This window comes from Pseudomonas vancouverensis, assembly GCF_004348895.1.
Classification (GTDB): domain Bacteria; phylum Pseudomonadota; class Gammaproteobacteria; order Pseudomonadales; family Pseudomonadaceae; genus Aquipseudomonas; species Aquipseudomonas vancouverensis.
In genome coordinates, this window is record NZ_RRZK01000026.1 from 1 (window position 1) to 25,228 (window position 25,228).

At 54.8% G+C, this 25,228-nt stretch carries 19 protein-coding genes and 3 pseudogenes; 9 read left to right on the forward strand and 13 right to left on the reverse strand.

Going from position 1 to position 25,228, the window contains the following annotated elements; translation table 11 throughout:
• From mhpE to EIY72_RS18195, 4 genes and pseudogenes are all read left to right on the forward strand, one after another.
• A pseudogene (gene mhpE / locus EIY72_RS18180) lies at positions 1–412 on the forward strand (4-hydroxy-2-oxovalerate aldolase); the annotation flags it as partial.
• Positions 413–497: 85 nt separating this feature from the next.
• Complete coding sequence (mhpT, locus tag EIY72_RS18185; protein WP_165939609.1) at positions 498–1,703, forward strand: 3-(3-hydroxy-phenyl)propionate transporter MhpT; 1,206 nt, start codon at positions 498–500, stop codon at positions 1,701–1,703.
• Between the two features lie 99 nt (positions 1,704–1,802).
• Entirely contained in the window at positions 1,803–2,858 is a 1,056-nt protein-coding gene (locus EIY72_RS18190) for an amidohydrolase family protein (RefSeq protein WP_231985523.1), read from the forward strand.
• Positions 2,859–2,960: 102 nt separating this feature from the next.
• The gene (locus tag EIY72_RS18195; protein WP_093230331.1) at positions 2,961–4,202 is read left to right on the forward strand and encodes an OprD family porin; all 1,242 of its coding nucleotides are present in this window, start codon (positions 2,961–2,963) and stop codon (positions 4,200–4,202) included.
• Between the two features lie 67 nt (positions 4,203–4,269).
• On the opposite strand, the gene EIY72_RS18200 is transcribed toward EIY72_RS18195, so the two are convergent.
• A complete protein-coding gene (locus EIY72_RS18200) occupies positions 4,270–4,644 on the reverse strand; it encodes a hypothetical protein (RefSeq protein ID WP_132680158.1) in 375 nt (124 codons plus the stop codon).
• 79 nt (positions 4,645–4,723) lie between these two features.
• Here EIY72_RS18200 and EIY72_RS18205 point away from each other — a divergent pair.
• A pseudogene (locus EIY72_RS18205) lies at positions 4,724–5,672 on the forward strand (IS5 family transposase).
• Positions 5,673–5,781: 109 nt separating this feature from the next.
• Here the strand turns inward: EIY72_RS18205 and EIY72_RS18210 are convergent.
• From EIY72_RS18210 to EIY72_RS18225, 4 genes and pseudogenes are all read right to left on the reverse strand, one after another.
• Positions 5,782–6,724: pseudogene (locus EIY72_RS18210) on the reverse strand (IS630 family transposase); the annotation flags it as partial.
• 304 nt (positions 6,725–7,028) lie between these two features.
• Entirely contained in the window at positions 7,029–8,207 is a 1,179-nt protein-coding gene (locus EIY72_RS18215) for an acetyl-CoA C-acyltransferase (protein ID WP_093215972.1), read from the reverse strand.
• A gap of 10 nt (positions 8,208–8,217) precedes the next feature.
• Positions 8,218–10,245, reverse strand: a complete 2,028-nt coding sequence (locus EIY72_RS18220) for a 3-hydroxyacyl-CoA dehydrogenase NAD-binding domain-containing protein (protein ID WP_093215968.1) — start codon at positions 10,243–10,245, stop codon at positions 8,218–8,220.
• Between the two features lie 37 nt (positions 10,246–10,282).
• On the reverse strand, positions 10,283–11,938 hold the full coding sequence (locus tag EIY72_RS18225; RefSeq protein ID WP_243701730.1) for an acyl-CoA dehydrogenase family protein: 1,656 nt from the start codon (positions 11,936–11,938) through the stop codon (positions 10,283–10,285).
• A gap of 384 nt (positions 11,939–12,322) precedes the next feature.
• On the opposite strand from EIY72_RS18225, the gene EIY72_RS18230 reads away from it, so the two are divergent.
• The 3 genes from EIY72_RS18230 (at position 12,323) to EIY72_RS18240 (ending at position 15,413) form a co-directional block, all read left to right on the forward strand.
• Positions 12,323–12,664: a MarR family winged helix-turn-helix transcriptional regulator gene (locus tag EIY72_RS18230; RefSeq protein ID WP_093230325.1), complete on the forward strand. Its 342-nt coding sequence runs from the start codon at positions 12,323–12,325 to the stop codon at positions 12,662–12,664.
• A 185-nt stretch (positions 12,665–12,849) separates the two neighbouring features.
• Positions 12,850–14,064 carry a 3-(3-hydroxy-phenyl)propionate transporter MhpT gene (gene mhpT, locus EIY72_RS18235; protein WP_093215963.1) on the forward strand — a complete coding sequence of 405 codons (1,215 nt, stop codon included), beginning with the start codon at positions 12,850–12,852 and terminating at the stop codon, positions 14,062–14,064.
• A gap of 89 nt (positions 14,065–14,153) precedes the next feature.
• Entirely contained in the window at positions 14,154–15,413 is a 1,260-nt protein-coding gene (locus EIY72_RS18240; RefSeq protein ID WP_093215958.1) for an OprD family outer membrane porin, read from the forward strand.
• Positions 15,414–15,472: 59 nt separating this feature from the next.
• Here EIY72_RS18240 and EIY72_RS18245 read toward each other — a convergent pair whose 3' ends face one another.
• From EIY72_RS18245 to EIY72_RS30380, 8 genes are all read right to left on the reverse strand, one after another.
• Positions 15,473–17,245, reverse strand: coding sequence for an acyl-CoA dehydrogenase (locus EIY72_RS18245; protein ID WP_093215954.1), 1,773 nt, complete (start codon positions 17,243–17,245; stop codon positions 15,473–15,475).
• Complete coding sequence (locus EIY72_RS18250) at positions 17,242–18,975, reverse strand: long-chain-fatty-acid--CoA ligase (RefSeq protein WP_093215949.1); 1,734 nt, start codon at positions 18,973–18,975, stop codon at positions 17,242–17,244. The genes EIY72_RS18245 and EIY72_RS18250 overlap by 4 nt, the downstream gene beginning before the upstream one ends.
• Before the next feature lie 44 nt (positions 18,976–19,019).
• The gene (locus tag EIY72_RS18255) at positions 19,020–19,481 is read right to left on the reverse strand and encodes a PaaI family thioesterase (protein ID WP_157720923.1); all 462 of its coding nucleotides are present in this window, start codon (positions 19,479–19,481) and stop codon (positions 19,020–19,022) included.
• A gap of 157 nt (positions 19,482–19,638) precedes the next feature.
• On the reverse strand, positions 19,639–20,463 hold the full coding sequence (locus EIY72_RS18260; protein ID WP_093215929.1) for a helix-turn-helix transcriptional regulator: 825 nt from the start codon (positions 20,461–20,463) through the stop codon (positions 19,639–19,641).
• A gap of 81 nt (positions 20,464–20,544) precedes the next feature.
• Positions 20,545–20,727, reverse strand: a complete 183-nt coding sequence (locus EIY72_RS18265; protein WP_093215924.1) for a DUF2783 domain-containing protein — start codon at positions 20,725–20,727, stop codon at positions 20,545–20,547.
• 11 nt (positions 20,728–20,738) lie between these two features.
• Positions 20,739–22,433 (reverse strand): FAD-dependent monooxygenase, encoded by a 1,695-nt coding sequence (locus EIY72_RS18270; protein ID WP_093215919.1) that lies wholly within the window; start codon positions 22,431–22,433, stop codon positions 20,739–20,741.
• A 119-nt stretch (positions 22,434–22,552) separates the two neighbouring features.
• Positions 22,553–23,572: an amidohydrolase family protein gene (locus EIY72_RS18275; RefSeq protein ID WP_093230322.1), complete on the reverse strand. Its 1,020-nt coding sequence runs from the start codon at positions 23,570–23,572 to the stop codon at positions 22,553–22,555.
• A 279-nt stretch (positions 23,573–23,851) separates the two neighbouring features.
• A complete protein-coding gene (locus tag EIY72_RS30380) occupies positions 23,852–24,064 on the reverse strand; it encodes a hypothetical protein (protein WP_157720922.1) in 213 nt (70 codons plus the stop codon).
• A gap of 404 nt (positions 24,065–24,468) precedes the next feature.
• Here EIY72_RS30380 and EIY72_RS29970 point away from each other — a divergent pair, with 404 nt between their 5' ends.
• The gene (locus EIY72_RS29970; protein ID WP_157720921.1) at positions 24,469–24,633 is read left to right on the forward strand and encodes a hypothetical protein; all 165 of its coding nucleotides are present in this window, start codon (positions 24,469–24,471) and stop codon (positions 24,631–24,633) included.
• Positions 24,634–25,228 lie beyond the last annotated feature (595 nt).

Here is a 25,228-nt window from a genome sequence, read left to right on the forward strand (position 1 = left end):
CAACTTGAGCTTGGGTGTGGCCAATTCCATTACCGCTGTCGAAGAAGGTTGCGATCGCATCGACGCCAGCCTCGCCGGCATGGGCGCGGGGGCCGGAAACGCGCCGCTGGAAGTCTTCATCGCCGCGGCCGAGCGCCTGGGTTGGAATCACGGCACCGACCTTTATACGCTGATGGATGCGGCTGACGACATCGTTCGGCCGCTGCAGGACCGTCCAGTGCGGGTGGACCGCGAAACGCTGGCGCTGGGTTATGCCGGCGTCTACTCAAGCTTCCTGCGCCACGCCGAAATCGCCGCGCAGAAGTACGGCCTAAAGACCCTCGACATCCTGGTTGAGCTAGGCAAACGCCGGATGGTCGGCGGCCAGGAAGACATGATCGTGGACGTCGCGCTGGATCTGCTCAAGCGTTGACACCGAGCACCACACCGGCTGGCCGCCCACGCAGCGGCCGGTCGGCTCTGTTTTGCCCATTACAACAATAAAACGGGTATTGCCCATGACATCGCTCAAACTGACAACACCGCTGCACATGACACGGACTATCAGTCTGTGTTTTCTCGTCGCCCTGATGGAAGGTCTTGATCTCCAAGCCTCGGGGATTGCCGCCCAAGGTATGGCGGCGGCGTTCCAACTGGATAAATTACACATGGGCTGGGTTTTCAGCGCCGGGATCTTCGGCTTACTGCCCGGTGCTTTCCTCGGCGGTTTGCTGGCTGACCGGATCGGCCGTAAACGTGTGCTGATGGGGTCAGTGGCTTTGTTCGGGCTGTTCTCGCTGGTCACTACCATGGCTTGGGATTTCAACAGCCTTCTGGTTGCCCGGTGCATGACGGGGGTCGGCCTGGGTGCTGCATTGCCCAACCTGATCGCCCTGACCAGCGAAGTGGCTGGCCCACGGCTGCGGGGCACTGCCGTAAGCCTGATGTATTGCGGTGTGCCCTTGGGAGCAGCGCTAGCTGCAAGTATTGGCATCGCCCAACTGGCCGGAGGCTGGCAGGTAGTGTTCTATGTCGGCGGCATCGTACCGTTGCTGATCGTTCCTCTGCTGGGACTCTATCTACCGGAATCGGCTGCGTTTCGCAGCCTCCGTGACGTCGCTCCGATCGGTGTGGTTAGTGGCCTGTTCCGCGAGGGCGCAGCAGTGCCAACCGTGATGATCTGGGTCAGCTATTTCTTCACGCTCATGGTGGTTTACATCCTGATCAATTGGCTGCCGAGCTTGTTGATCGGTCAGGGCTTTAGTGGCGCTCAAGCAAGTTGGGTGATGCTAACTCTGCAGTTTGGCGCGGCATTTGGCACCTTGTTGCTCGGATGGGTAATGGACCGGTTACCGGCCTGGGCACTGGCCACGTTGATCTATGTCGGCATCCTCGCTTCCCTAACCGCCTTGGGCATGGCCACCCAGTTGCAAAGTATGTTGGTGGCCGGCTTCGTCGCCGGTTTCTTCGCCACGGGCGGGCAATGCGTGTTGTATGCCTTGGCACCGCATTTCTATCGTCCATCAATTCGCGCCACCGGTGTCGGCAGCGCCGTAGCCATTGGTCGTCTGGGTGCGATGAGCGGCCCGTTGGTGGCCGGCAAAATGCTCGCATTGGGCACTGGTACTACTGGGGTAATGCTGGCCTCGGCACCGGGTATCATCATCGCCGCGTTGGCAATGTTCTATCTATCGGTGCGGCGCGACAAAGCCCAAGTCGACTGATTCGTTAACTGGCCCCTCGTTGCTATGAGGAGGGGTCTTTCAACTTGAATAAAACTGAATATTGGTCAATCCAAAACCAGTGCTGATAGAGAAATCGCCATGAAACGAAGAGACTTCCTGAGCGCCACGGGTGTAGCCATTTCAGCTAGCGCCGTAATGTCTGTAATGCCTGCATCTGCGTCAACTTCCGCACCTTTTTCGGACGGTGTTATCAATACCAGTGCCCGACGCATCGACGTGCATCATCACTTCGTTCCGAAATTCTGGGCCGCTGAGTTAGCCAAAAATGGCGGAGATCCCTCCGGTTGGAAAATGCCTATCTGGGACCCGATCACCGACATCGAGTTCATGGACAGCCTGGGTATCGATATGGCAATACTTTCGTTAACGGCTCCGGGGGTGGCGGGTTGGAAAGGCCAAGCAGCATTGGATATGGCGCGCCGCGTCAACGAATATGCCGCACAACTCGCGGATGAACATAAAGGGCGCTTCGGTAGCTTTGTTACCCTGCCGATGCAAGATATTGAAGGTGCCTTGAAAGAGTTAGAGCACTCCATTAGCACGTTGAAAGCCGAGGGTGTGATTCTGCTTTCAAATTATGATGGGCTTTACCTTGGAGATCCCCGCTTTGATCCAATCTGGCAAGCATTAGACTCATACAAGGCTGTCGTACTCATCCACCCGACACAACCCAAACTTGAGCTTATTCCGGGTATCCCAGGCCCGACGGCAGATTATCCTTTTGATACCACTCGAGCAGCACTCAGCTTGTTGGCGAATCGGGTACCGAGTAAGTATCCAAACGTAAAAATCATTCTGTCGCATGCCGGTGGATTTATCCCCTACGGTGCGGACCGATTCGCGCAGAGCCTAGGTAACCTCGGCTTGGGATTTACTCCGCAAGAGTTAATCGGTCAGATGCAAAGCTTTTATTTCGATACTGCGCTGTCCGCTAGCGCAACCGTGTTACCCAGCCTTATGGCGTTCGCGCGACCAGGGCATGTGCTGTTTGGTAGTGACATTCCCTATGCCATCAATGACAAAGTGAAATGGTTCACACGCAATCTTGATACTTACCAAGGTTTCGCCAAAGACCAACTGAACGCTATTAATCGCTATTCGGCGCGCGCGCTTTTTCCGCAGTTAAAGGACTGAGTAATTAATTAAACCAACTCTTCTACTCTAGAGCCGGAGAGTTGAAACCCGTTCGCCTCCAATAACAGAATGCCTATCAATAAAAACAAAACGAAGGCCATAATGAACAAATATATCTTGCTAGCGGCATGTTCTATTATAAGTCCTGCACTACAGGCAAATGACTTCATTAGCGATGGATCAGCAAAACTGGCATTGCGTAATTTCTATTACGACAGGGATTTCCGCGATGGCAGTGGTCAATCTCAAGCGCAGGAATGGGCTCAAGGATTCATATTTAACTATGGCTCGGGTTTTACAGAGGGCCCGGTCGGTTTTGGGTTGAACGCGGTGGGGATGCTCGGGATAAAGCTTGATTCCGGCCCGGGAAGGACAGGCACGGGTATTCTTGCGTATAACGCATCAAGTCACGAAGTGGCGGACGATTACTCAAAACTCGGTTTGGCTGCCAAAACTCGTTATTCCAAGACAGAATTGCAGATTGGTACATTGCAACCATTGATGCCTGTACTACTGGCTACCACCATGCGGTTGTTTCCACCACTATTGCGAGGTGGCTATCTAACCTCCAAGGAAATTGATGACCTCACATTGCATGTTGCCCATTTGGACCGTATAAAATATCGCGACTCTACCGATTACGAACCCATGGCGGTCGCTAGTCCCAATCGCCGTTTCAAGGCGGGGGCAACCTCAAACGATTTGAACATTATTGGGTTCGACTATAATTGGTCGAAAACGCTTACCACACGCTATTACCACGCAACTCTGAGCGATTTGTACCAGCAGGACTATTTCGATGTTGTACATTATCTGGACCTAGGTCACAGTCGCATCAAGTCAGATGTGCGTTATTTTAATAGCCGCGCAGACGGTGCCCGAAAGGCCGGAGCAGTCGATAACCAAACACTTAGTAGTATGTTCACCTGGCTGACAGGTGGGCATTCTCTAGGCTTCGGTTACATGCAGCTTAACGGTTCTACAGCCCTACCCTACATTTCTGGCACGAGTGTAAATGTCAACACTGAAGGTGCACTCGTCTCGGAGTTCGTCAACCCAAACGAGCGTGTTACGCAGGTTCGCTACGATTACGATTTCGCAGCACTAGGAGTTCCTGGCTTACGTGGTATGTGGCGGTACATAAAAGGAGACCACATAAATTTACCCAACAACACATTCGGAAACTCCGAACGAGAACGAGGTGTAGAGTTATCATACGTCATTCAGAGCGGCGCCTTAAAAGACGTGGCGTTCAGGGTGCGCCAAGCAGATTACGACAGCGACTTCGCGCGTAACGTCGGTGAATTGAGAGTCAACATCGATTACAATATAGTTCTATGGTGACTTCGCAAAAATACAAAAGCGCATAAACGTAGCGCCAGATTTAATTTAAAGAAGTTTTCTGACAAACTTAGCTATCAGACAATTCCGGATTGAGAAATATGGAAGCCGATGGCGAGGTCACAGGCTTAGGCCCTCGACGAAGTAGCGCCGGAACCTCAAGTCTATGACGTCTAAAGTTCTGTCGATGGTGGTTGACGACGACAACCTCAAAAACGAGGATCACAATCCAGATATCACGGTGGATGCGCCCCAAGCCGGTGCATCCAGTTCGAAGGCAATCCAATGTATCTAGTTTACTCATCAAGTGTAAAAATTCTTTGCCAGCAAAAATTACTCTAGTTAAAAGCACTAATAGTGCCTCATCGATCTCGACATAAGGCACAACTTCCGTAAGGAAATCCTGAAGAAGACTTCCCAAATCTGGTGAAATACGCCAATCCATCTGCCCGAGTTTCCCGATGAAGCAGATGACTTTCGCGGACGCCGAGTACGCCGCTAAGCGCAAGTAGACCCGCAAGGAGTTGTTCCTAATCGAGATGGATCAGGTGGTGCCGTGACAGGGTTTGATCGCCCTGATCGAACCGAATTATCCGAAGGGCGAAGGCGGTCGTCCGGTCTACCCGCTGATGGCGATGCTGCGCGTGCACCTGATGCAAAATTGGTTCGGTTAAAGCGATCCTGCGATGGAGGAAACGCTGTACGAAACCACCATCCTGCGCCAATTTTCTGGGCTGAGCCTGGAGCGCGCTCCCGACGAAGCCACCATCCTCAACTTCCGCCGCCTGCTGGAAAAAAGCATGAGCTGGCGGCCGGAGTTCTGGCCGTGATCAACGGCTATCTGGGGGATCGCGGCCTGTCGCTGCGCCGGGGTACCATCGTCGATGCCACATCCACGCGCCGAGTTCGACCAAAAGCCAGGACGGTAAGCGCACCCCGGAAATGCACCAGACCAAGAAGGGCAACCAGTACTACTTCGACGCGAAAGCCCACATTGGTGCCGACGAAGAATCCGGTCTGGTGCACAGCGTGGGGTTACGACGGCCAATGTTGCGGACATCACTCAGGTCGCCCAACTGCTGCACGGCGAGGAACACGCGGTGTGCGCTGACGCCGGTATACCGGGGTCGAAAAGCGCCCTGAACATGAAGGTCGCGCAGTCATCTGGCAGATCGCGCTCGGCGCAGCACCTACAAGAAACACGGCAAGCGCAGTGCCTTGTATATAGAACTGCGTAAGATCAAAAAGGCCAAGGCCTAGATCCGTGCCAAGGTCGAACACCCATTCCGCGTGATCAAACGGCAGTTGGGCTACACGAAAGTGCGTTTCCGAGGATTGACCAAGAATGCAGCGCAGATGTTTACGCTATTTGCCCTGTCGAATCTGTGGATTGCCCACCTACATATGCTGGCCAGCGCAGGAAAAGGTGCACCTGTAATGTGGAAAATGGCTGCAGTGATGTACTGTCGTTAACGAAAAAGATAGAAAAGCGCGACTGATCTGAGTGTTTTGGATCAGTCGGACGCTTTTGAAATTGGTAGCCGCTGAAGTCAGTCAGAATGCATGGCTACTTCAGACCATCGCTAGCCAGTTCACGCGTGGAACTGAAGCTGCCGTCGCGCAGGTAAACGGTGATATCCCGGAAAGCGCTCAACCATCTTCATCCAGGAGCTTGAGGTCGGGGTGAAATGCAGGTGAAATCGTGGATGCCGCTTAAGCCATTCCTTGACCACGGGATGCTTGTGAGTAGCGTAGTTATCCACGATCAAATGTAGTTGCAGACCTTTGGATGTTTATCGGTTGATCTTTTTCAGGAATGCCAGCCACGCCTGATACCGATGCTGGGTTTCGATGCTGCTAATCAGTCAACTTTGCAGATAATCCATGGCGGCGAACAACGTTAGCGTGCCGTGGCGGACATAGTCATGGGTTTGCGTGCGAATGTGGCCGATGTCCAATGGCAAGCCTGGTTGCGGGCGTTGCAAAGCTTGAACCTGGCTCTTTTCATCGCAGCAGAGCACCAACGCCTTATCCGGTGGCGCCAGGTACAGGCCGATAACGTCCCAGAATTTTTCTTCGAACTGAGGATCATTGGACAGCTTGAAGGTGCGGGTGAAGTGCGGCTTGATGTCGTTGGCAGCCCAGATCCGTGGAACGCTGGCAGGAGAAATACCAGCGACACACGCCATGCTACGGCAGCTCCAGCGTGGCTGACCGATGCGCGGTTGAGTGACCTGCTCAAGTAGTCGCTTAAAGGCTTCGGCAGGCAATGAAGGCTTGCGGCCTCGCCCCGGAAAATCTACCAACCCCTGAAGACGCAGTGCTTGAAACCGCTTGCACCACTGGGTGACGGAAATCACGGAGACGCCAGTCAACTCAGCGATTTCATTACGTGAATGACCTTGAGCGGCCAGCAAGATTACACGCGCTCGACAGCCATCGCGCTGGCTGATGGTGGCAGATCGAACTCGTCGGTTTAGTTCAACTTTTTCATCGTCACTGAGCACGATGTCTTGAGAATTCATCGTTCCACCCCGCGTCCTGTCTGATCAAGGAAACGTAGCTCAAATGGGATACTTATTTTTGAGACAGAACACTAGCAAGAGCGCTCACACAATGGTAGGTCGTAGGCTTGTAGCGTGATCAGCGCCAAACGATTGATCGAAGTTGATTGCAGGTTAGTCATTGCTGCAGGGCGGCACTGGTGAGGCACGGTGCCAAATAGATCACCACTTAGGGCTGTGCTCGATTAACGGCGTGGCTAAGTTCTAACTCTATCCCGACCCTTGCTGAAATCACCCTTCTCAAGAGCCGGGATCAAATCATGGACTATGCGATCTCGAACAAGGCGGCCGCTCCTTGCCCCCCGCCGATACACATAGTTACCACTGCATAGCGGGCACCGCGACGCTTCCCTTCGATGAGTAGATGCCCAACCATTCGCGCTCCGCTTGCCCCGTAGGGATGACCCAACGCAATTGAGCCGCCGTTAACATTCAGTTTATTGTCATCGATACCTAAGTGATCTCGGCAATACAGCACCTGCACTGCAAAGGCCTCATTAAGCTCCCACAGGTCCACATCATCGACGGTCAGTCCGTGTCTGGCCAATAGCCGTGGCACGGCAAAAACGGGTCCAATACCCATTTCATCTGGCTCGCACCCGGTTACTGCAATATCGATGAACGTACCTAGTGGGTTTACACCGAGCGCGGCGGCTCGCCGAGCGCTCATCATCACACAGGCTCCAGCGCCATCGGAGAATTGGCTGGCATTTCCAGCACTGATGCTGCCGCCCGGAATGGCGGAGCGAATTCTTGAAACGTCTTCGAAACGGGTCTCGGGCCTGATACCTTCATCCAGCGCAACGCATACCTCCTGCGTTTTCAGCATGCCGTCGTTAGCATCGATGACTGCAGCCACCGTATGCATAGGAGCGATCTCGGCCGAGAACAACCCCTGTTGTTGAGCCGCCCATGCCCGCGCTTGACTCTGTACTCCGTAAAGGTCCTGGGCCTCGCGATTGATCTTGTAGCGCTGAGCCACGGTTTCTGCAGTCCTGACCATCGACCAGTAAAGCTCAGGCTTGTGTTCGAGAATCCAGGGGTCTTGAACCATATGCTGGTTCATTTCGTTCTGCACGCAGGAAATGGACTCTGCCCCTCCGGCCACGAGCACTTCGGCCTCCCCCGTCATGATGCGCTGGCCGGCCCAAGCGATTGCTTGCAAACCACTGGCGCAGAATCGGTTGACCGTTACCCCGGCAACAGTTACTGGCAGCCCTGCACGAATGGCACTTTGACGTGCAAGGTTACCTCCAGTGGCTCCTTCCGGATTGGCGCACCCCAACACAACATCCTCAACCAGGCCAGGATCAATGCCCGCTCGCTGGACGGCCGAGGCGACGACATGCCCCGCCAAGGCAGCACCATGGGTGATGTTGAAACCGCCCTTCCATGACTTGGCAAAAGGCGTTCTTGCAGTAGATACAATGACGGCACGTTGCATAGAGAAGCCCTTAGTGCTGATTAGGAAAATGAGAAAAGTCCTTGAAGTCACGAGCCAAGTCGGACAACAGGGCAGAAGGTCGCCAGAAATCGTTTTCACTATCCACGGCCCATTGCCGCAACGTTCGTTCGATACGTGCAAGTCCCTGAGTACTGGCCCAGTACATTGGCCCACCACGATCAGCCGGGAATCCATAGCCAAGAACGAACACCACATCGATATCCGAGGCGCGTTGGGCAATGCCTTCTTCAAGCACACGCGCTCCTTCGTTGACCAGTGCCAATAAGCATCGTTCGGCAATCATGGCGTCGCCTACCTGGCAGGCTGGGTCGGCAACGGTGATCACCTGAGCAACCCCTGGATCAAGCTGTGCCTTGCTACCTCGGTCATAGCAGTACCAACCTCGGCCACCGCGCAGCCCTGTGCGCTCTGCCCTGCACAACTGCCCAAGGAGTTGAATGTCGAGTGGCCTGTATACGCCCTGCCATGCACCATGCAGAAGATCGATCCCCACAAGATCCATTACTTTGAATGGCCCCATCCTCATGCCCCAGCGTTCCAGTACCTGGTCGATTCGATAAGGCGAAACGCCTTCATTCACGAGCGCTAACGCCTGCAGCAAATACCTGTCGAACAGACGGTTGCCGATGAATCCGCGACAAACCCTGGCAATCACCGCCACTTTTCGCAGCTGTTTAGCCACGACCAACGCGGTGGCCAACACTCCTGGATCCGTTTCTGCGCCGCGCACCACCTCCAAAAGCCGCATCACCTGGGCCGGCCCGAAAAAATGCAAACCCAGCACACGCTGGGGACGACCACTGGCCAATGCGATCTGGTCGAGGTCCAGACTGGAGGTGTTGCTGGCCAGGATCGCCTCGTTTTTGCAGTGACGGCCAAGCTCCGCAAAAATGGACTGTTTGACATCTAGCCGTTCGGCAGCAGCCTCGACTACCAGATCCGCGGTGGCCATCGAGGCATAATTATCGATCGCGGTCAGTTGTGCTGCCGAGCAGCCCAGCTGGACAACCAGATCGCCTACCGCCCTTCGCGCCGTGTCTTGCACGCTGTCATAGAGCTTGACGCGGTAGCCGGCGCGAACAAAACAGCTCGCGATACCCTTTCCCATGAACCCGGCACCAATCACGATGACTTCGTCGATGGGCTGCGTACCACCGTTCAAATCAACGTCAGACTTTGGTGCCAGACGCTCAGCCAGGAATGCATGGCGAATACCCATGGATACCGGATCAACCAATTGCCTGCGAAACAGCGCTTGCTCTTGAGCAACAGCGGAATCGAAATCTACCCCCACGCTCAGACGTAGGGCGTCGAGGGCAAGTGGGATGGCTGAGTTGGAGTAGCGGCGGGACTTCGCCTGCTGCCTGGCAAAGGCCAAGAAACCTTCAGGATGGGAATGGTGAACTGGCTGATGGCGAAGCAGAGGCCAGGGAGCGCCCCGTGCAACCAACTCCAAGGCCAATTGACATGCACGCTCCACGGTCGTTTCGCTGAGCGCATCGAACAGCGATGATTCGGCCAGAGCGGACGCAGCCAACACGGTGCCGTTGATAATCAGATTGGTTGCCGGTTCCAGCCCTATTGCCCGTGGCAAGCGTTGCGTGCCACCCGCCCCGGGAAGCAAGCCAAGCGTCGTTTCCGGCAAGCCCACTTTGCAGGCAGGGTCTGCCACTCGACCATGACAGGCCAAAGCCAGTTCCAATCCACCTCCGAGTGCAAATCCATGCATTGCTGCCACGATCGGCTTGGACGATGTCTCAATGCAACCAATCAGCATGATTGATAACTCTGGAGCAGCGAAGGTTTTATTACTTTCGAACTCCACCAGATCCCCCCCAGCGCTAAATCCTTCGCCGCTGCCCGTTACCACCAGCGCCAACACTCGGGAGTCGTCTTGGGCGGCGCAAAGCGCTTTGAATAAGGCCTTGCGAAGTTTCAGGGCAAGGCTGTTGACGGGTGGGTTCTCCATGCGAATGACGGCCACGCCATCGTCTCGCAACTCATAGGGTGCGTTCATCCTGAATAGGTCCTGTAGGTAGGGAATTTTGGTGTTTTCAATCCAAGCCAGGTTCGAAGTCCAACACGCAACGAGCACTGCTGTTCACAGTGGAGGCATATGCCGCTGCCTTCGGCAGCACATGTTCGGTGTAGAACAAGGCGGTTCGCAACTTGGCCGCATAGAACGGCTCAAACGCCGTTCCGCTCGTGGTATTTTCGCAAGCAATCGAGGCACTGCGAACCATCATCCAGCCACCGCACAGGTAACCGAATTGCATCAGGAAGGGCACTGCCAATGCTGATTGAACCCCACGCTCCTGGCCCAATAGGTGATCGACACTGCTGGAGAACTGAACGATGGCAGCGCGTAGCGCAAGCGCGATCGTTCCGCCCGTTGGGCTGCCTTTATCCGCTAGCGAGTCCACAGCATCATGCATTTCGGTCAAGAGGGTCATCAACATCGCCCCGCGATCGCTGACAACTTTTCGAAGCAACAGATCACTGGCCTGGATGCCGGTTGTGCCTTCGTAAATACTGGCAATACGCATGTCTCGCAGGTGTTGTGCTGCACCGGTTTCCTCGATGTAGCCAACGCCACCATGCACTTGCACTCCAAGTGACACGACTTCCTGCCCCACTTCGGTACACCAGCCTTTTGCGACTGGGGTGAGTAATTCGGCACGACGTAGCTGTTGTTCGCCCTCCTCATCTCCGATTCGGGTAGCGATATCCAGGCGCTCCGCCGTGCAATAAACCAGTGCCCGCATCGCCTCAACTTGCGAGGTCATCATCAACAGCATGCGTTTGACGTCCGCGTGCTGGATAATTGCCACCGGATGGCCTGCGGAATTACTGCCCTGGGCGCGGGTGCGAGCGTAGTCCAATGCCTGCTGATACGCACGCTCGCCCAATGCCGGTCCCTGCAAGGCAGAGTTGAGCCGCGACAAGTTCATCATGATGAACATGTACCTCAGACCAGCGTTCAAATCTCCGATCAGATAACCGATTGCACCTTGATTATCGCCGAATGAAAGCGTTGCGGTCGGACAAGCATGTATACCCAGTTTGTGCTCAATCGAGATGCAACAGACGTCGTTGCGATCGCCAAGACTGCCATCGTCATTTACTAGGTACTTGGGCACCAGAAACAGCGACAATCCACGGGTTCCCTTAGGCGCATCAGGCGTTCTAGCCAGCACCAGGTGCAAGATGTTTTCCGCTAGATCGTGTTCACCGTAGGTGATGAAACACTTTTGACCGTATAATCGGAAGTGTTCACCCTCAGCTATCGCCCGAGTTCGAATAGCGCCGAGATCCGAACCTGCCTGAGGCTCGGTGAGGTTCATAGTGCCGGTCCACTTGCCTGCGACTAACTCTGCCAAAAAGCGGTCCTTGATCGGAGTACTGGCGCTTAACTGCAACGCTTCGACCGCGCCCATGTTCAGCGCCTGTATCAAAGCGAAGGAGAGATTGGCCGAAGCAAGCATCTCTTCCACCGCGATCGCAGCCAAGTGGCCAATGCCATGTCCGCCGTATTGCGGGTCGCAGCGTAAGGCGTTCCAGCCGTTCTCTACATAACGCTGATAGGCATGCTTGAAACCTGGCGGAGTGGTCACATTCCCATTTACCCAATGTGCTCCATCCCGATCGCCCGTAGCATTGAGTGGCGCAATAACCTCCTGAGTGAAGCGAGCCGCCTCATCAAGCAACATATCGACGGTCTCTGCGCATAGATTGCCGTTCGACGTCCGACAGGCAGTGCGCTGTAACCCGACGAGCTCATGGATAACAAACTGCATTTCTCGCAGAGGAGCTATATATCTCGTCATCATCTACCTTTTATTTTCAATGAGTTGCGATAGTCGAGAACGGCTAAAAACCCAGATATTGTCAACCTTGGTTGACATTGACGAAGAGACTAGACTTACCTAATATTGGCTGTCAACCAAACCTGAGAAGAAATCGTGTCATCACCCAGAAAAAACTCGAGCATAGCCCTCGCCCCTCTCCTCCAAGTCGAAACTTCCACGCCTAAGGTATTTCTGCGCCAACTGCTCAGCGCGCGACAGGACTGGATCGAAACTCGGCTGTATGACATGGCCGAAGCTAGTGGCTATGAGCAGGTCTCGCCTGCGATGAGCCGGTTGTTTGGCCTGATGAAACGCGAGCCGGTAGGTATCTCGGTACTAGCAAGACAACTTGCGATCTCTCGTCAAGCGGTCCACAAGCTAGTGAACGAGGCGGTACGCATGGACCTTGTCGAACTAGTAGATAGTGCCGAGGACAAACGGGTGAAGTTGGTAGGCTTCAGCCCGCGTGGTTTTGCCATGTCGGCGGCCGCTACCCGTAATCTTGAAAAAATCGAAAGAGATTTGGCCGACCGAATCGGGCAAGAGAATCTAGACACGCTGAAACAAATCCTTAACCAAGCTTGGTAGCTAGCACACCTTCTTACCTGCGGCGACGCACGGCTGTCGCACTGCCGAACAAATCTCGTCAACTTATGTTGACATAATTGCTCTGCGCAACGATATTTGTCAGCACAGGTTGACATAATGCGCCTGAGGCAGACTTCTGCCCTGAATGAACATCCTTACAACATCCACAAAAACAGGATCGTTTCATGAGCAAACTATCTTCGTCTGCCCGTTCGCGGCTGACCATCGCACTGTGCTTCTGCATCGCAGTATTTGAGGGCCTGGACTTGCAATCGGCAGGTATCGCAGCAGCCGGAATGCGCCTTGAGTTTGGGCTATCACCCCAAGACCTGGGCGCGGTATTCAGCGCCGGCATCCTGGGTCTGATACCCGGATCATTGTTTGGTGGGATACTCGCAGACCGCTATGGGCGGCGCGCCGTGCTGCTGTGGTCCATCGCAATTTTCGGGATTTGTTCATTGCTTACTGCTTACGCCTGGAATCTGCCATCCTTATTGAGCGCTCGCCTCCTCACCGGTGTCGGTCTGGGTGCCGCCTTGCCAACGGTCATCGCTCTCACAGCAGAGGCGGCCAACGAGCGATACCGTGGTCGCGCAGTCAGCTTGATGTTTTGCGGTATGCCATTGGGCGGAGCACTGGCGACAATGCTGGGAATGGAAGGCATCGGCGGTGACTGGCGAACAGTCTTCTACGTCGGCGGAATCGCTCCCCTACTGTTGGTGCCTTTCTTGTATGCACTGCTGCCGGAATCGCTCGCCTTCGAACGCAATCGTGTGCTGGTCGTGGCGGACAGTCCAGGTACCTTGATCAAGTCGCTTTTCGGCCCACGCCGCACCGGTGCCACACTGCTGATGTGGGTAGTATTTTTCTTCACGTTGATGGTGATCTACATCCTGCTCAACTGGTTGCCCAGTCTGCTGATGAAGCAGGGACTTGAGCATGATCAGGCGGCCTGGGTGCAAGCCGCCTTCAGCTTCGGCGCTGCCGCCGGGTCGGTGATTCTAGGCAGCCTATTGGATTACTGGAGAGCTGAACAAGTTGTGCGCCTCATGTACGCAGGGATGATCCTCGCGTTGTTGGCTCTGTGCCTAGCGGAAAGCTATCCACTGCTGTTGGCCGCAGGCGGCCTGGCCGGATTCTTCACCATCGGTGGTCAGCTTGTGCTCTACACCCTTGCCACCTTGGTGTATCCGAGCGAAATACGCTCTACCGGACTGGGGTTCGCAGTGACATCGGGACGCCTGGGCGCCATGTTAGGACCATTGCTGGTTGGTCATTTGCTACTCCAGGGGATGGGAAGTAGTGCCGTTATCGTTGCGGCCATTCCCTGCATCCTGGTCGCCGCTCTCCTCGCCGCATTCATGCTGCGCAAACCGCAGCCGGCCCCCACCGCCGCCTGAACGCCATCTCTGCAACTGATTGATCTCGCGCGTCGACGTGTCCGGCGCGAGGGATTCGTACGCCAACAAAAAAGATAATTAGGCCACCGATGAAACTCCAGGGCTTTTGCGTCACTGTACTTTCAGCACTCATTATTCCCTCGACCGCCAACGCAGACGTAGTGACGGACAGCACTGCAAATCTGCGCCTGCGTAATTATTACTTCGATTCGGACTACCGTAACACCAGTACACCCGGACAACCGGTCTCTCATCAACGTGAATGGGCACAAGGCGCGATTCTGGATATCCGCTCTGGTTACACCGACACACCCTTGGCCTTGGGGGTCGACCTCACCGGCATGACTGCGCTGCGACTCGACTCTGCACCAGATCGCAGCGGCACTGGCTTGCTCAAGCGTACCGATGAAGGACGGGCGGAGTCTGGATATAGTAAAGGCTTCGCCACAGCAAAGTTGCGGTGGTCGAAGACCGAGTTGCGCGTCGGCGGTCATTCGTCCATGGTTCCAGTACTCATTACCCCACCCGTACGCCTTTTCTCGCCGGTATTTAGAGGCAGTGAACTCACGTCGCGGGAATGGAACGACTGGACACTGACCGCTGCCCATTTCGACCGCATAATGGGCCGCGATGACGATCGCTTCGAAAAGATGAAAATGGCATCGCCGTTTGGCCGTTTCGCCAAAGCCGCCGAGTCTGAAAAGTTCGATTACGCTGGAGTGGACTATACCCATGCTAATGCAGTGAAGCTGAGTTATTACACGGGTCGTCTTGACGACATCTACCAACAACACTATTTGGGTGCCTTGCTCACCCAAGCACTGCCAGTGGGGCAACTGGTCCATGACATTCGCTACTACGACAGCAAAGACTCAGGGCAGTCACTTGCAGGCAAGGTCGACAGCCGATACCTGGGGCTGATGAGCAATTGGCGTGCCGGCGGCCATACCCTCGGAGTCGGTTACTACGAAGTATCGGGTGCTACTGGCATGCCTGGAATTTCCGGCACAGTGCTGAGCGTCCACAGCGAGGGAGCAATGGTAAGTGATATGGTTAACCGTGACGAACAAAATTGGCAGTTCAATTACCAATATGATTTCGCCGCGTCAGGCATTCCCGGCCTGACCGCCCGGTTCCGTTACCTTCGCGGCAACAACATACTCGTGCCTGCGACCGGGGATCAGAGAGGTCATGAGAGTGAGCGATTTGTCCAGTTGGGCTACGTGGTTCAAAGCGGCCCACTGGCCGGCCTAGGATTTATGGCCCGCAATGCCTCCTATCACAGCACTTTTTCCCGCGACATCAATCAGACGCGATTCAATATCGAATACGGTATTAAACTCTGGTGAGCCGAGTAGAAAAGCCCGTCGCACGAAAGCGACGGGCTTTTTAATACAGACAGATGGTGCTAAAACGAGGCCTCATTCACTGCAAGTGACGGACAGCGCGTAATTAAGACCGTGCTCGCCAGGCCGTGAACTTCCACCAGAATGTGTTCGGCATAGAACTCTCCCGTCAGCAATTTGGCCTGCATGAATGCCGAATCCTCAGTTTCGAGAGCATGCCGTCTGGCAGCGATCAACATCCGCCCCCATTGCCAACCCCCGGCCACTTTGCCTAAAAGCATCAGGAACGGCACGGCGACGGCGAGCACTTGCTCCGGATCACTGGCAAATAGTTGCCGAATATGCCGGGCCGACTTTTCCAGATCCGCGACAGCCTTTGAAAGCCGGCTACCCAATACGTCATCTCCCCCCAGCTCTACAGCGACCTTGCGCATTTTATTGATGAGCAATTCGAACTGCCCGCTCTCGTCACGCATGAGTTTACGCACAATCAGATCGTTAGCTTGAATCGCTGTCGTGCCCTCGTAGATAGTACCGATCCGAGCATCTCGGTAATGCTGGGAAACTCCGGTCTCTTCAACGAAGCCCATACCCCCATGAACTTGCACCGCCAGAGAGGTAACTTCCAGACTGGTCTCGGTCGCCCAGCCCTTGAAAACGGGCGTCATCAACTCGAGGAAGGCTTGTTGATTCTCACGCACATCCTTACTCGGATGGTGTTCAGAAAAGTCCTGCGCCTGGGCGATCACCAATGCGACTGCACGCATCGCTTCGGTCTGGGCTCGCATCCGCATCAGCATGCGCCGGACGTCGGGGTGCCTGATGATCGGCACATTGCGATTGCCCTGCAGGTCGTTGCCTTGATGACGTTGCCGTGCATAGGCCACAGCCTGTTGATAGGAACGTTCAGATAGCCCTACCGCTTCAATCCCCACCGTGAGCCTGGCCATATTCATCATCACGAACATCGCTTCCAGCCCACGGTTGGGCTCACCAACCAGAACGCCATATGCACCGCCTTCGTCACCGTAGGCCATCATGCAGGTAGGGCTGGCATGAATACCCATCTTGTGCTCCACCGACACACAGCGCACATCGTTACGAGGGCCAAGGCTTCCATCCTCATTGACTAAATACTTGGGCACCAAGAACAACGAAATACCTTTCACTCCCGCCGGTGCATCCGGCAGGCGCGCCAGCACTAGGTGCAGGATATTTTCGGTCAGATCCTGATCCCCCCAAGAGATGAAGATCTTCTGCCCAACCAGCTTATAAGCCCCCTTCCCGTCCGGTGTCGCTCGACAACGAATAGCTCCGACGTCTGACCCCGCTTGTGGCTCAGTAAGATTCATCGTGCCACTCCAACGACCGCTGACCATGGCAGGCAAATAACGGGTTTGCAAAACCTCACTTGCACAGGCCGTCAATGCTTCGATAGCACCCAGGGTAAGACCCGGACACATGGCGAAGGCCTTATTGGCGGACATGAACATTTCACTAATCGCCGAAGCCGCGATGCAAGGTAAACCCTGCCCACCGAGTTCGGTGGGCACCGCAACATTGTTCCACCCCGCTTCGACAAATTGCTTGTAGGCCTGAGCAAAGCCCTGAGCGCTTTTTACACCGTCAGGACTCCAATGCACTCCCTCACGATCTGCAGCCTGGTTCAACGGGGCCAATACTCCGGCCGCAAATTTCCCGGCCTCCTCGCAGACTGTGGCTATCAGACTGGCGTCCAACCCTTCGAAAGCTCCGAGTTCGCATAGGCGATCCAGATCCAATAAGTTTTCCATGACAAACCGCAGATCTGCCAAAGGCGGGGTGTAAGGGGTCATTGTTGATTCTCCAGGTTTTGCAACTCCCGCCACTGAATTTTGCCAGTTGCCGACTTCGGTAACGCATCGACGAACTCTATCAACCGGGGGATTTTGTAGGCTGCCATCTGCTGGCGCGACCAGCTCATGAGCCGTTCGGCGTCCAACGGTTCTAGTGCCGAGGATTTACGGACCACCAACGCCTTGACTGTCTCACGCCCGTCCGTTGCGCGACCGGCGATGACGCACGCTTCCTGGATGGCCGGATGTTGATAAAGCATGTTTTCGACTTCGCTCGGCCACACCTTGTACCCGCTCACATTGATCATCCGTTTCAGGCGCTCGGCCATGAACAGATAACCCTCGCAGTCAAAGGAACCAATATCGCCAGTTCGCAGGAATAGACGGCCGTCGAGCTCCACCAATGCTTCAAAAGTCGCTTGTGGATTGTTCCAGTATCCGCTGAACAGGGTTGGACAACGCGTCACGATCTCGCCTTGTTCTCCACCGTAGAGCTGCGCCCCGCCATCAATGTCGATAATTCGGGTGTCCACATCGAACATGGCGATTCCCAGGCATTGAGGCTTTACCGCACCGGGCGGATTCAGGTGAATGGCGCCGCACACTTCGGACATTCCCCAGCCCTCCTGATAGCACAGCCCAGTCAGTGTCTGAAGGCGCTTCGCAACCGCGTTCGGCATTGCCGTTCCGCCCCCTCCAATAAGCTGAATTGAGGAAAAATTGCGCCGCTCAATTCCATCCAAGCCCAGCAAATCGATAACCATCGTGGGTATGGCAGTCCAGTGAGTGATTCCACGAGATTCAATCCAGTCCATCGCTACGCTACGGTCCCAGCGGGGCAAGATGACGACTGATGCACCCAATGCCAGGGGCAGCAACATGGATCCGCATAGACCAGTAACATGGAAGAATGGCGCAGTCGCCAATACCATGGCTCCACACGACCAATGGTTCCAGTGTTCAAGCGCTACGAGCTGGGCATTAACCGCACGATGGCTGAGCATGCAGCCTTTGGGATGCCCCGTTGTGCCGGATGTGTAAACCAGCATCGCCAGATCCTCACCTTTTCGTAACGCGTCACGCCTGATCCGAGGGTGATCACAGGCCTGAGCCAGGGTGCTTACCGCTGGCGAAAAGGGTTCTTGGCGTGGTGCGATGAGAAAATCAGCGATGGGTTCTTTGCAGGTAATTGGCAGATCATCGCTGTAGCAGGCCAACACCAGATGATTGAAAACACCTTGCTCCAGCAGTGCGCTGAATGCCTCAGCAATGTCCTGCGCGGCGATCACGACTTTGGCGCCGCTGTCCTCAATCAACCATCGCAGCTCCGACTCCAAATTCATTGGGTTGACTGGAACTACAACGGCATCCGCAGCCAGGACTGCGTAAAATGCGACAACGAATGATGGACTATTCTGCATGTCCACCAGCACTCGGTCGCCGGGTTTCACAGCGAGACTTTCCGTTAAATAGCCCGCCAACCGCAGAACTCGGTCCTGCAGGACGTTGTACGATATCGCCTGCCCGTAGAACTCAATGGCAAGCTTATCCGGGTAACGACGGGCATTGACCGCCAGCCCCTCTTGGACAGGGGTTATAGGCAGACTTGGGTGGCGGGTAACATGACTCGCCAACAGCCGATGCGAGGGCACCTCGACTGCTTCCGGTTGACCGTATAAGGAAACAGGGGCTGTGAAGTTCGGAACGACAAGACTATTGTTTTTATTCATGGGTTCTCCGAATGACGGCCACCGCCGTCCAGGCAGTGATACAACTACATCGACACGATTGCCATAGGGGAACTGGCTATGGCGATTGGCCTTTCATTGGCATCCAATAACTTGGCGCTGACATAAATCAGCGTACGCCCCTGCTTTTCCAGAAATGCGTGGACGTGGTAACGCCCCAGCGAAGCAGGCCTCAGGTAATTGACATTGAGGGCTGTAGTCACAGCTGTGCAGCCGGTGTCGAGTACTGACAAGGCGGCAAAGGCCAGACCAAAATCCAGCATCGCCGCTACGATGCCGCCTTGGATGACCCCACCCCCTTGAGTAAACTCCACGCCGATCTCAAAAGAAGCGTCCACCGCACCGTGTGTCGCACTGAGCAAACGCATGTGCAACTGACGTGCGAGCGGGCTGCCCTGTACCGGCTGATCCCGCGCGTCCTCTGCGATGAACCGCTCAATGAAATGCCTGTCTGGATTATCCGTCAGGCGAAGTGATGGTTCCTGCATCGACCACATGCTCCAAATAGGACTAAGGGACGACCATGCCATAACAGACTTTAGTATCCACGGCTGGTCTCATCGTCAACCTTGATTGACAATATGCAGCGTGTGCAATTTCACCACAAATGTCAATCTAAGTTGACATTATTCCGGACTGACTGGCTTACGGCAATGTGTCGACGGAGCCATGCAAGGGCTGGGTTGCGACAGCGAGCAACTCTCTCAAACCGCTCACACCTACTTTGCGGTAGAGCCGCTTGATGTACGTCGCGGCGCTCGATGGCTGCACGCCCATTCGATGCGCGATATCGACCGAATCGCTCCCAGCAAGCATCAGTCGCAGCAACAGTTTGTCTCTCGCAGTAAGATTTGGGCATAAGCTTGCAACCCGCTCTGCCAAAATGGAGGGCATTTCCTGGACTTGCAGGTAAGCTTGGTGGTGCAGACGAACGACTTGCATCGCCACGGGGGCCAAGGCTTCGAGATGATCTATTTCCCCGCAAGACAATGCACCATGCTCTCGCCCTCTATAGAAATTTACCGATAGCCATCGCTCGCTTTTGCAGGTCGACAGCAATGCCAAACGTTCGCTGATCCTGGGCTGCTCGTAGCAGACGTGGCGATAACGAGTGTCAGCGATGTCCTCTATCGATTGACGCTGAACTATGATTCGCTCATTAGCGCCGAGCGCTGCGATAGCTTGTCGATTACCGTCGCGGCTGAAAAAGCGCTGTGTGTAGATCCCCGAAACGCGGGCAAGCTCGACATTGCGTCCATGGTCGGCAAATGAAAGCAGCTCTGGGTTACGTCCCTCGCTGTAGGTGAAAATTGTGCATTGAGCTAGCGGCACACTTTTGCCCGCCAGGCTCAAAAGGTCCATCGCAAGTGAGCGGCCGCGGTCCGCCTCCATACGAGCGAGTATGTTTGCGGCGCGGGAACTGCTGATGTTCAGCCTTGCCTCAAAAGGCCGTAGTTGCCAATAGTCCATCTTGACGAACTCCACTCTAGCCTGGGCAGGCCGGCAGGATCGCAATGTGATGAGTCTCGCACATTGCGACCAGCCAATATCCTAAAGATCGATCAGGGCTATTTCAGCCAGCGCTGTGGTGCGTTGAGGGTCACCCAGTGCTTCGGCACTGAGCAGTGCCAGTTTCACTAGAAAAAGCTCACGTTTGTCCTCGGGAGCTTTGTCTAGAGCGGCTGCAAGGTGATCATATACGGTTTCCAGTTCTGATATGCTCAGCGTGTTCACTGTCACCCTCCTCAATGTATAGCCAATGCGCAATTCACAGCCCTGTGTACATCGGCTCGACCAAGGTCTAGCCAGCGAGCACAGACATGTTGGTCAGGCCGGGCCAGATAGGCACCTCCGGCTTTCATACCGTATTTCGCCCGAACCCGCCCATCGACATCCGGCAAGGACAACTGCGCCCCTTTCACAGCGGTTTGCATGCCGATTGCGATGATTTGAATGGGGATGCCCTCCTTGCGTACCGCTTCAACCTCGACGATGACGGCCCCGGGGATAACTGGTTCGTCTGTGAAATACAACAGATGAAAACTTGCACCGAGATGGTCGAACAGATAGTCGTCAACCCCAAAACGGATGTTAAGCAATGGCGATCCGTTGCCAGGACCTGTGATGATCAAGCCATCGTCATCGACCTGGGTGTTCAGTGGCGAGTCACGGTAGTCATGAGGCTTGGACGTGCGCCAGTGGTATAGCGGCCTAACGAATTCCTGACTCAGCGACAATGACAACACCGCGTCTCGCAATAGACGCTGTCCAGGCGTTTGGGGGGCCATGAAGCGTGTGCTTTTGCCCGCTTCGGCAATGATCTCCCGTGCAGCAGCGACACGCTCGTGATCATACGAATCGAGCAGTTTCTGCGGTGCTACCCCCTTGATCACCATGGCCAGTTTCCAGCACAGACAATTGCTGTCCTGGAACCCGGTATTAGCGCCGCGTACACCAAAGATCGGAAGCAGATGAGCAGCATCACCGCTGAAAATGACCCTGTTCTGAACATAACTTGCCAGGGTCAATGCTCTCGCAGAGTAAATCGAGCACCAATCCAGCTCCCACTGTGGATTTTCAACGCCCATTAAACGCAACTGGGCATCAATCCGGGTGCGCAGCGAATCCGGGGCCAATGCTTGCTCCTCTGTCTCATGCGAAGGGAGCTGATAATCAATGCGCCAGATATCGCTAGGCTCGCGGTGCATCAGCACTGTATTGCCTCGATTCCAGGGCGGATCGAAAAACGCTTGGCGCTCTGTAGGTAAGTCCAGCTGTGTACGAATGTCGGCAATCACAAAACGCCCCTCGTACGCCGCGCCTTCCAGCTTGAGCCCGAGCAATGAACGCAATGCCGATCGCGCACCGTCGGCAGCAACAACCCACTGGGCCTCAAGCTCATAGCATCCGGTCGGTGTCTCCAACGTCAGGCGCGCATGGTCGGACCGCTGCAGAATATTGGTGACTTTGTTGCCCCACCGCATATCGATCAAGGGATTCGCCAAGGCGGCATCGACTAGGAATTGCTCTAGACAGGGTTGCTGGAGATTGGTCATAGGTGCAAAGCGATCATCCTCATCGTGTATTGACTCCATGCGAAATACACGTTGCGCACGATAGTATGAATTGCCGAAGCACCACTCCAATCCCGCCTCGGTCACACGCTGGGCAACCCCTACCTGCTGGAGAATTTCCAGAGAACGCCGGGTGAAGACAATCGCGCGACTCCCTTCAGAAACCTGTTGTTCGGCTTCGATGATGATCGATGCAATACCGAAGCTGGCCAAGTAGATGGCGTGAACCAAACCGATCGGGCCGGCCCCCACGATCACCACCGCACAGCGTTGCGAAAATTGAGTGCCGACACCCGCAGAATAAGCCGGATAGACCTTGTAATCAAAATACAACGAACGCCGAGGGTTGATATCCGGGCAATGCATCGCTGTTTCTCCATCTTATTGTTGTTAAGTCCGCAGTTCGAGACCACGGGAGAACTCTAATGGATACTCATCGAGCCAATGTCCCCTTACGAGGACATCTGCATGCTCTGGCCGCGGATTCAGGCTAAACGAGGAAGCAGGCGCAAGGCATTCTCCCGATTGACAGCTAGGCGTTGCTGCTCGGAGAAGCCAAAGCTATCCAGCAACTGGGTGAAGTGACTCGAACGCTCCTTTGCGGCATACGGCCAGTCGCTTCCGAAGGTGATGTTTTCGGGCTTGGCGAATGCCAACAGCGCTGGCAAGGCATAAGGGCTACTCGACAGCGCGGTATCGAAATAGAACTTGCGCAATCGATGGATACCTCGCTCGATGCTGCCATCTTCTGAGCAAATACGGGCCATGCGTTCTGCAGCATAGGGAACGAATCCACCTGCATGAGAAAGAATGATCTTCAGTTCAGGGTAGCGTTCCAAGCACCCCCGCTTGGCCAGGTTCAATGCCGCACGAGTAGTATCAAGGAGAAAGTCCGCAGCAAAGGGCGGAATTCCTTCGACTGGCTCGGCAGGTAGTTCTGAAGGGTGGACGAACACGTTGGCTTGATGTCGATTCAATACGTCCATGAGGGGATCCCACTCGGGCGCCCCGAGGTAGGTACCCCGAACGTTCGCCAGCAAGATGACGCCGTCAGCTTTCAAAGTGGTCAGAGCATATTCGGCTTGCTCTATAGCTCCCTCAACATCCGGCAGAGTCAACGTAGCAAAGAAGCCAAACCGTCCAGGGTGCTTATCAACGACCTCGGCGCAGAAATCGTTGACCTCTTTGGCTTTTACACGTGCTTCTGCATCATTCCCAAGATGCACGCCAGGCGTGGACACCGAAAGTATACCGGTTGCAATACCGTTGCTGTCCATCAGATCCAAAGCGCCCTCGACACTCCAGCTTGGAATAGGCAGACCGCCTGCGGTGATACCTCTGGACTCAAGCCACTTTCCATAGAACGGTGGAACGACATGCTGGTGGGTATCAATGCGTCGAGCATCTCTCGGCGCGCGGACACCTTCAGACTTGCTGCTTTCGGAAGCACTGGCACTGCTTGGGACCAAACCAGAAACTGCTGCGACGGTCGCGGAAGTAGCCATGGATTGGAGGACTTGTCTGCGATTCATAGGACGTGCCTTATTTTTGGGATGAATGAGCAAATGCAAACCACTGCACAACCGACGCTGCCAAAACCTCACAGGCACAAGCTCAGGCACAGGCATTGGCTTGGTATTCACCGAGTATAAGAATCGTGCTGATCGCCCCACAATGAAAAACCGCTTCGCCGTGCACAGAGTGCACATCATTATTTTTCAAGGACTTTTCATGAATATTGATCAAGGCTCCGATTACGAAACTGTCTGCGGACTGAGCCGTGGTCAGGCCTTGCTCAACTCGCTGGACGGCGGCGCCAGCTCGACCAGACTTGGCGAGCTTACCGGGCTCCAGCGAACCACCGTACGGCGATTGCTGGAGACCTGCAGACCGAGGGCTACGTGCAGCGAAGCAACTCCGACAACAGCTTCCGCCGGGCCCTCAAGGTGCGCGAGCTGAGTGAAGGTTTTCGCGATGAGCAAGGGGGTCAGTGCCATCGCCGCACCGCTGCTGGCGGATCTTCTACAGGAAGTGGAGTGGCCGACTGACATCTGTATCTTGGATGTGGATGTAATGGTGGTACGTGAGACCACCCACCGTTTCAACCGCCTTTCATTTTACCGCTCCAAGATCGGGCGCCGCCTGCCTCTTCTGCAAACCGCAACAGGATTGGCAACCGCCCACTCGGTAGCGAGTAGGGCCGTAGTTTTCAGACATCTTTACCCTCGATGACGACGCTTCAACTGCCCCGTCCGCAGGCATCTCGCCCCTCTGGCCTCAAGCGCAGGTGTTGAGCATCCTTAACGAGATACTTCACCGCCTTGTGGAGATAGCGCCGAATTGAGCGATCCCCCCTCTCAATGCGACCAATTCCACACTCGTCACCGTATCGTTCCTTATCATGATTGCAGCTGCCCATGTAGCCATGACCATGCGTGATGTCCTCCCACAACTCACCGAACTGAATGGCTTTGTAGACGTCTCCACGCACCTCGTTGTCATTGAAGAAGTAGACAGCATGGATGTGGTAGCCCCGACCATCATTCCGATCTTGCTGTTCCATTGAATACATGCGGCCAATGAGGTGGTCGAAGAGCGGGTTGCGCCTGTGCTCGGCAATCAGTTGCTCCTAGTCCTCAAACACATGCTCAACACTTAGCCTAGCCTGTACAGCAGAATTAACGAGCATCGCGGTTCGTGACCGCCACAAACCAGTTGGGTAAAGCGGTAGGTAGATGTTGTCTTGTCAATTTATACAGCCACAGATGAAAAAACATAATGTAACCCCATTTTTATTACTGTCCTTTTTTAAGAATATTCTCAGCTCGCAGTTAATATCATTTTGCACAAATCATTATCTACTTCGTGCACGACACTTTGCTTTCCGTCAACAAGGATGTGCGCGACTGACACTACAAGCGTTAATTATATTAACCCTTCCACGGCCTACGCCTGCAAGCAAACTCCGCCCCACACCTAATTTTTTCGCGCGAACCGTAACTATCGATTCGGGAAAACTAGGGATTTCTATTACGGACAAACTATATGCATATATACGACTGAACCACGCAGTATTCGCCATGCGCGCTATTCCGTGAAACATATCTTGATCTGACGTAACTCCTGAACCACCTTCGCATTGCCAACCATTAAAGCTGGTA

What these genes read in the sequence shown, in the direction of transcription:
- mhpT (WP_165939609.1), top strand. Translation starts at nt 498, where the DNA reads ATGACATCGCTCAAACTGACAACACCGCTGCACATGACACGGACTATC.
- EIY72_RS18190 (WP_231985523.1), top strand. Translation starts at nt 1,803, where the DNA reads ATGAAACGAAGAGACTTCCTGAGCGCCACGGGTGTAGCCATTTCAGCT.
- EIY72_RS18195 (WP_093230331.1), top strand. Translation starts at nt 2,961, where the DNA reads ATGAACAAATATATCTTGCTAGCGGCATGTTCTATTATAAGTCCTGCA.
- EIY72_RS18200 (WP_132680158.1), bottom strand. Translation starts at nt 4,644, where the DNA reads ATGGATTGGCGTATTTCACCAGATTTGGGAAGTCTTCTTCAGGATTTC.
- EIY72_RS18215 (WP_093215972.1), bottom strand. Translation starts at nt 8,207, where the DNA reads ATGCAACGTGCCGTCATTGTATCTACTGCAAGAACGCCTTTTGCCAAG.
- EIY72_RS18220 (WP_093215968.1), bottom strand. Translation starts at nt 10,245, where the DNA reads ATGAACGCACCCTATGAGTTGCGAGACGATGGCGTGGCCGTCATTCGC.
- EIY72_RS18225 (WP_243701730.1), bottom strand. Translation starts at nt 11,938, where the DNA reads ATGTTGCTTGATGAGGCGGCTCGCTTCACTCAGGAGGTTATTGCGCCA.
- EIY72_RS18230 (WP_093230325.1), top strand. Translation starts at nt 12,323, where the DNA reads ATGGCCGAAGCTAGTGGCTATGAGCAGGTCTCGCCTGCGATGAGCCGG.
- mhpT (WP_093215963.1), top strand. Translation starts at nt 12,850, where the DNA reads ATGAGCAAACTATCTTCGTCTGCCCGTTCGCGGCTGACCATCGCACTG.
- EIY72_RS18240 (WP_093215958.1), top strand. Translation starts at nt 14,154, where the DNA reads ATGAAACTCCAGGGCTTTTGCGTCACTGTACTTTCAGCACTCATTATT.
- EIY72_RS18245 (WP_093215954.1), bottom strand. Translation starts at nt 17,245, where the DNA reads ATGACCCCTTACACCCCGCCTTTGGCAGATCTGCGGTTTGTCATGGAA.
- EIY72_RS18250 (WP_093215949.1), bottom strand. Translation starts at nt 18,975, where the DNA reads ATGAATAAAAACAATAGTCTTGTCGTTCCGAACTTCACAGCCCCTGTT.
- EIY72_RS18255 (WP_157720923.1), bottom strand. Translation starts at nt 19,481, where the DNA reads ATGCAGGAACCATCACTTCGCCTGACGGATAATCCAGACAGGCATTTC.
- EIY72_RS18260 (WP_093215929.1), bottom strand. Translation starts at nt 20,463, where the DNA reads ATGGACTATTGGCAACTACGGCCTTTTGAGGCAAGGCTGAACATCAGC.
- EIY72_RS18270 (WP_093215919.1), bottom strand. Translation starts at nt 22,433, where the DNA reads ATGCATTGCCCGGATATCAACCCTCGGCGTTCGTTGTATTTTGATTAC.
- EIY72_RS18275 (WP_093230322.1), bottom strand. Translation starts at nt 23,572, where the DNA reads ATGGCTACTTCCGCGACCGTCGCAGCAGTTTCTGGTTTGGTCCCAAGC.
- EIY72_RS30380 (WP_157720922.1), bottom strand. Translation starts at nt 24,064, where the DNA reads ATGGCACTGACCCCCTTGCTCATCGCGAAAACCTTCACTCAGCTCGCG.
- EIY72_RS29970 (WP_157720921.1), top strand. Translation starts at nt 24,469, where the DNA reads ATGATTGCAGCTGCCCATGTAGCCATGACCATGCGTGATGTCCTCCCA.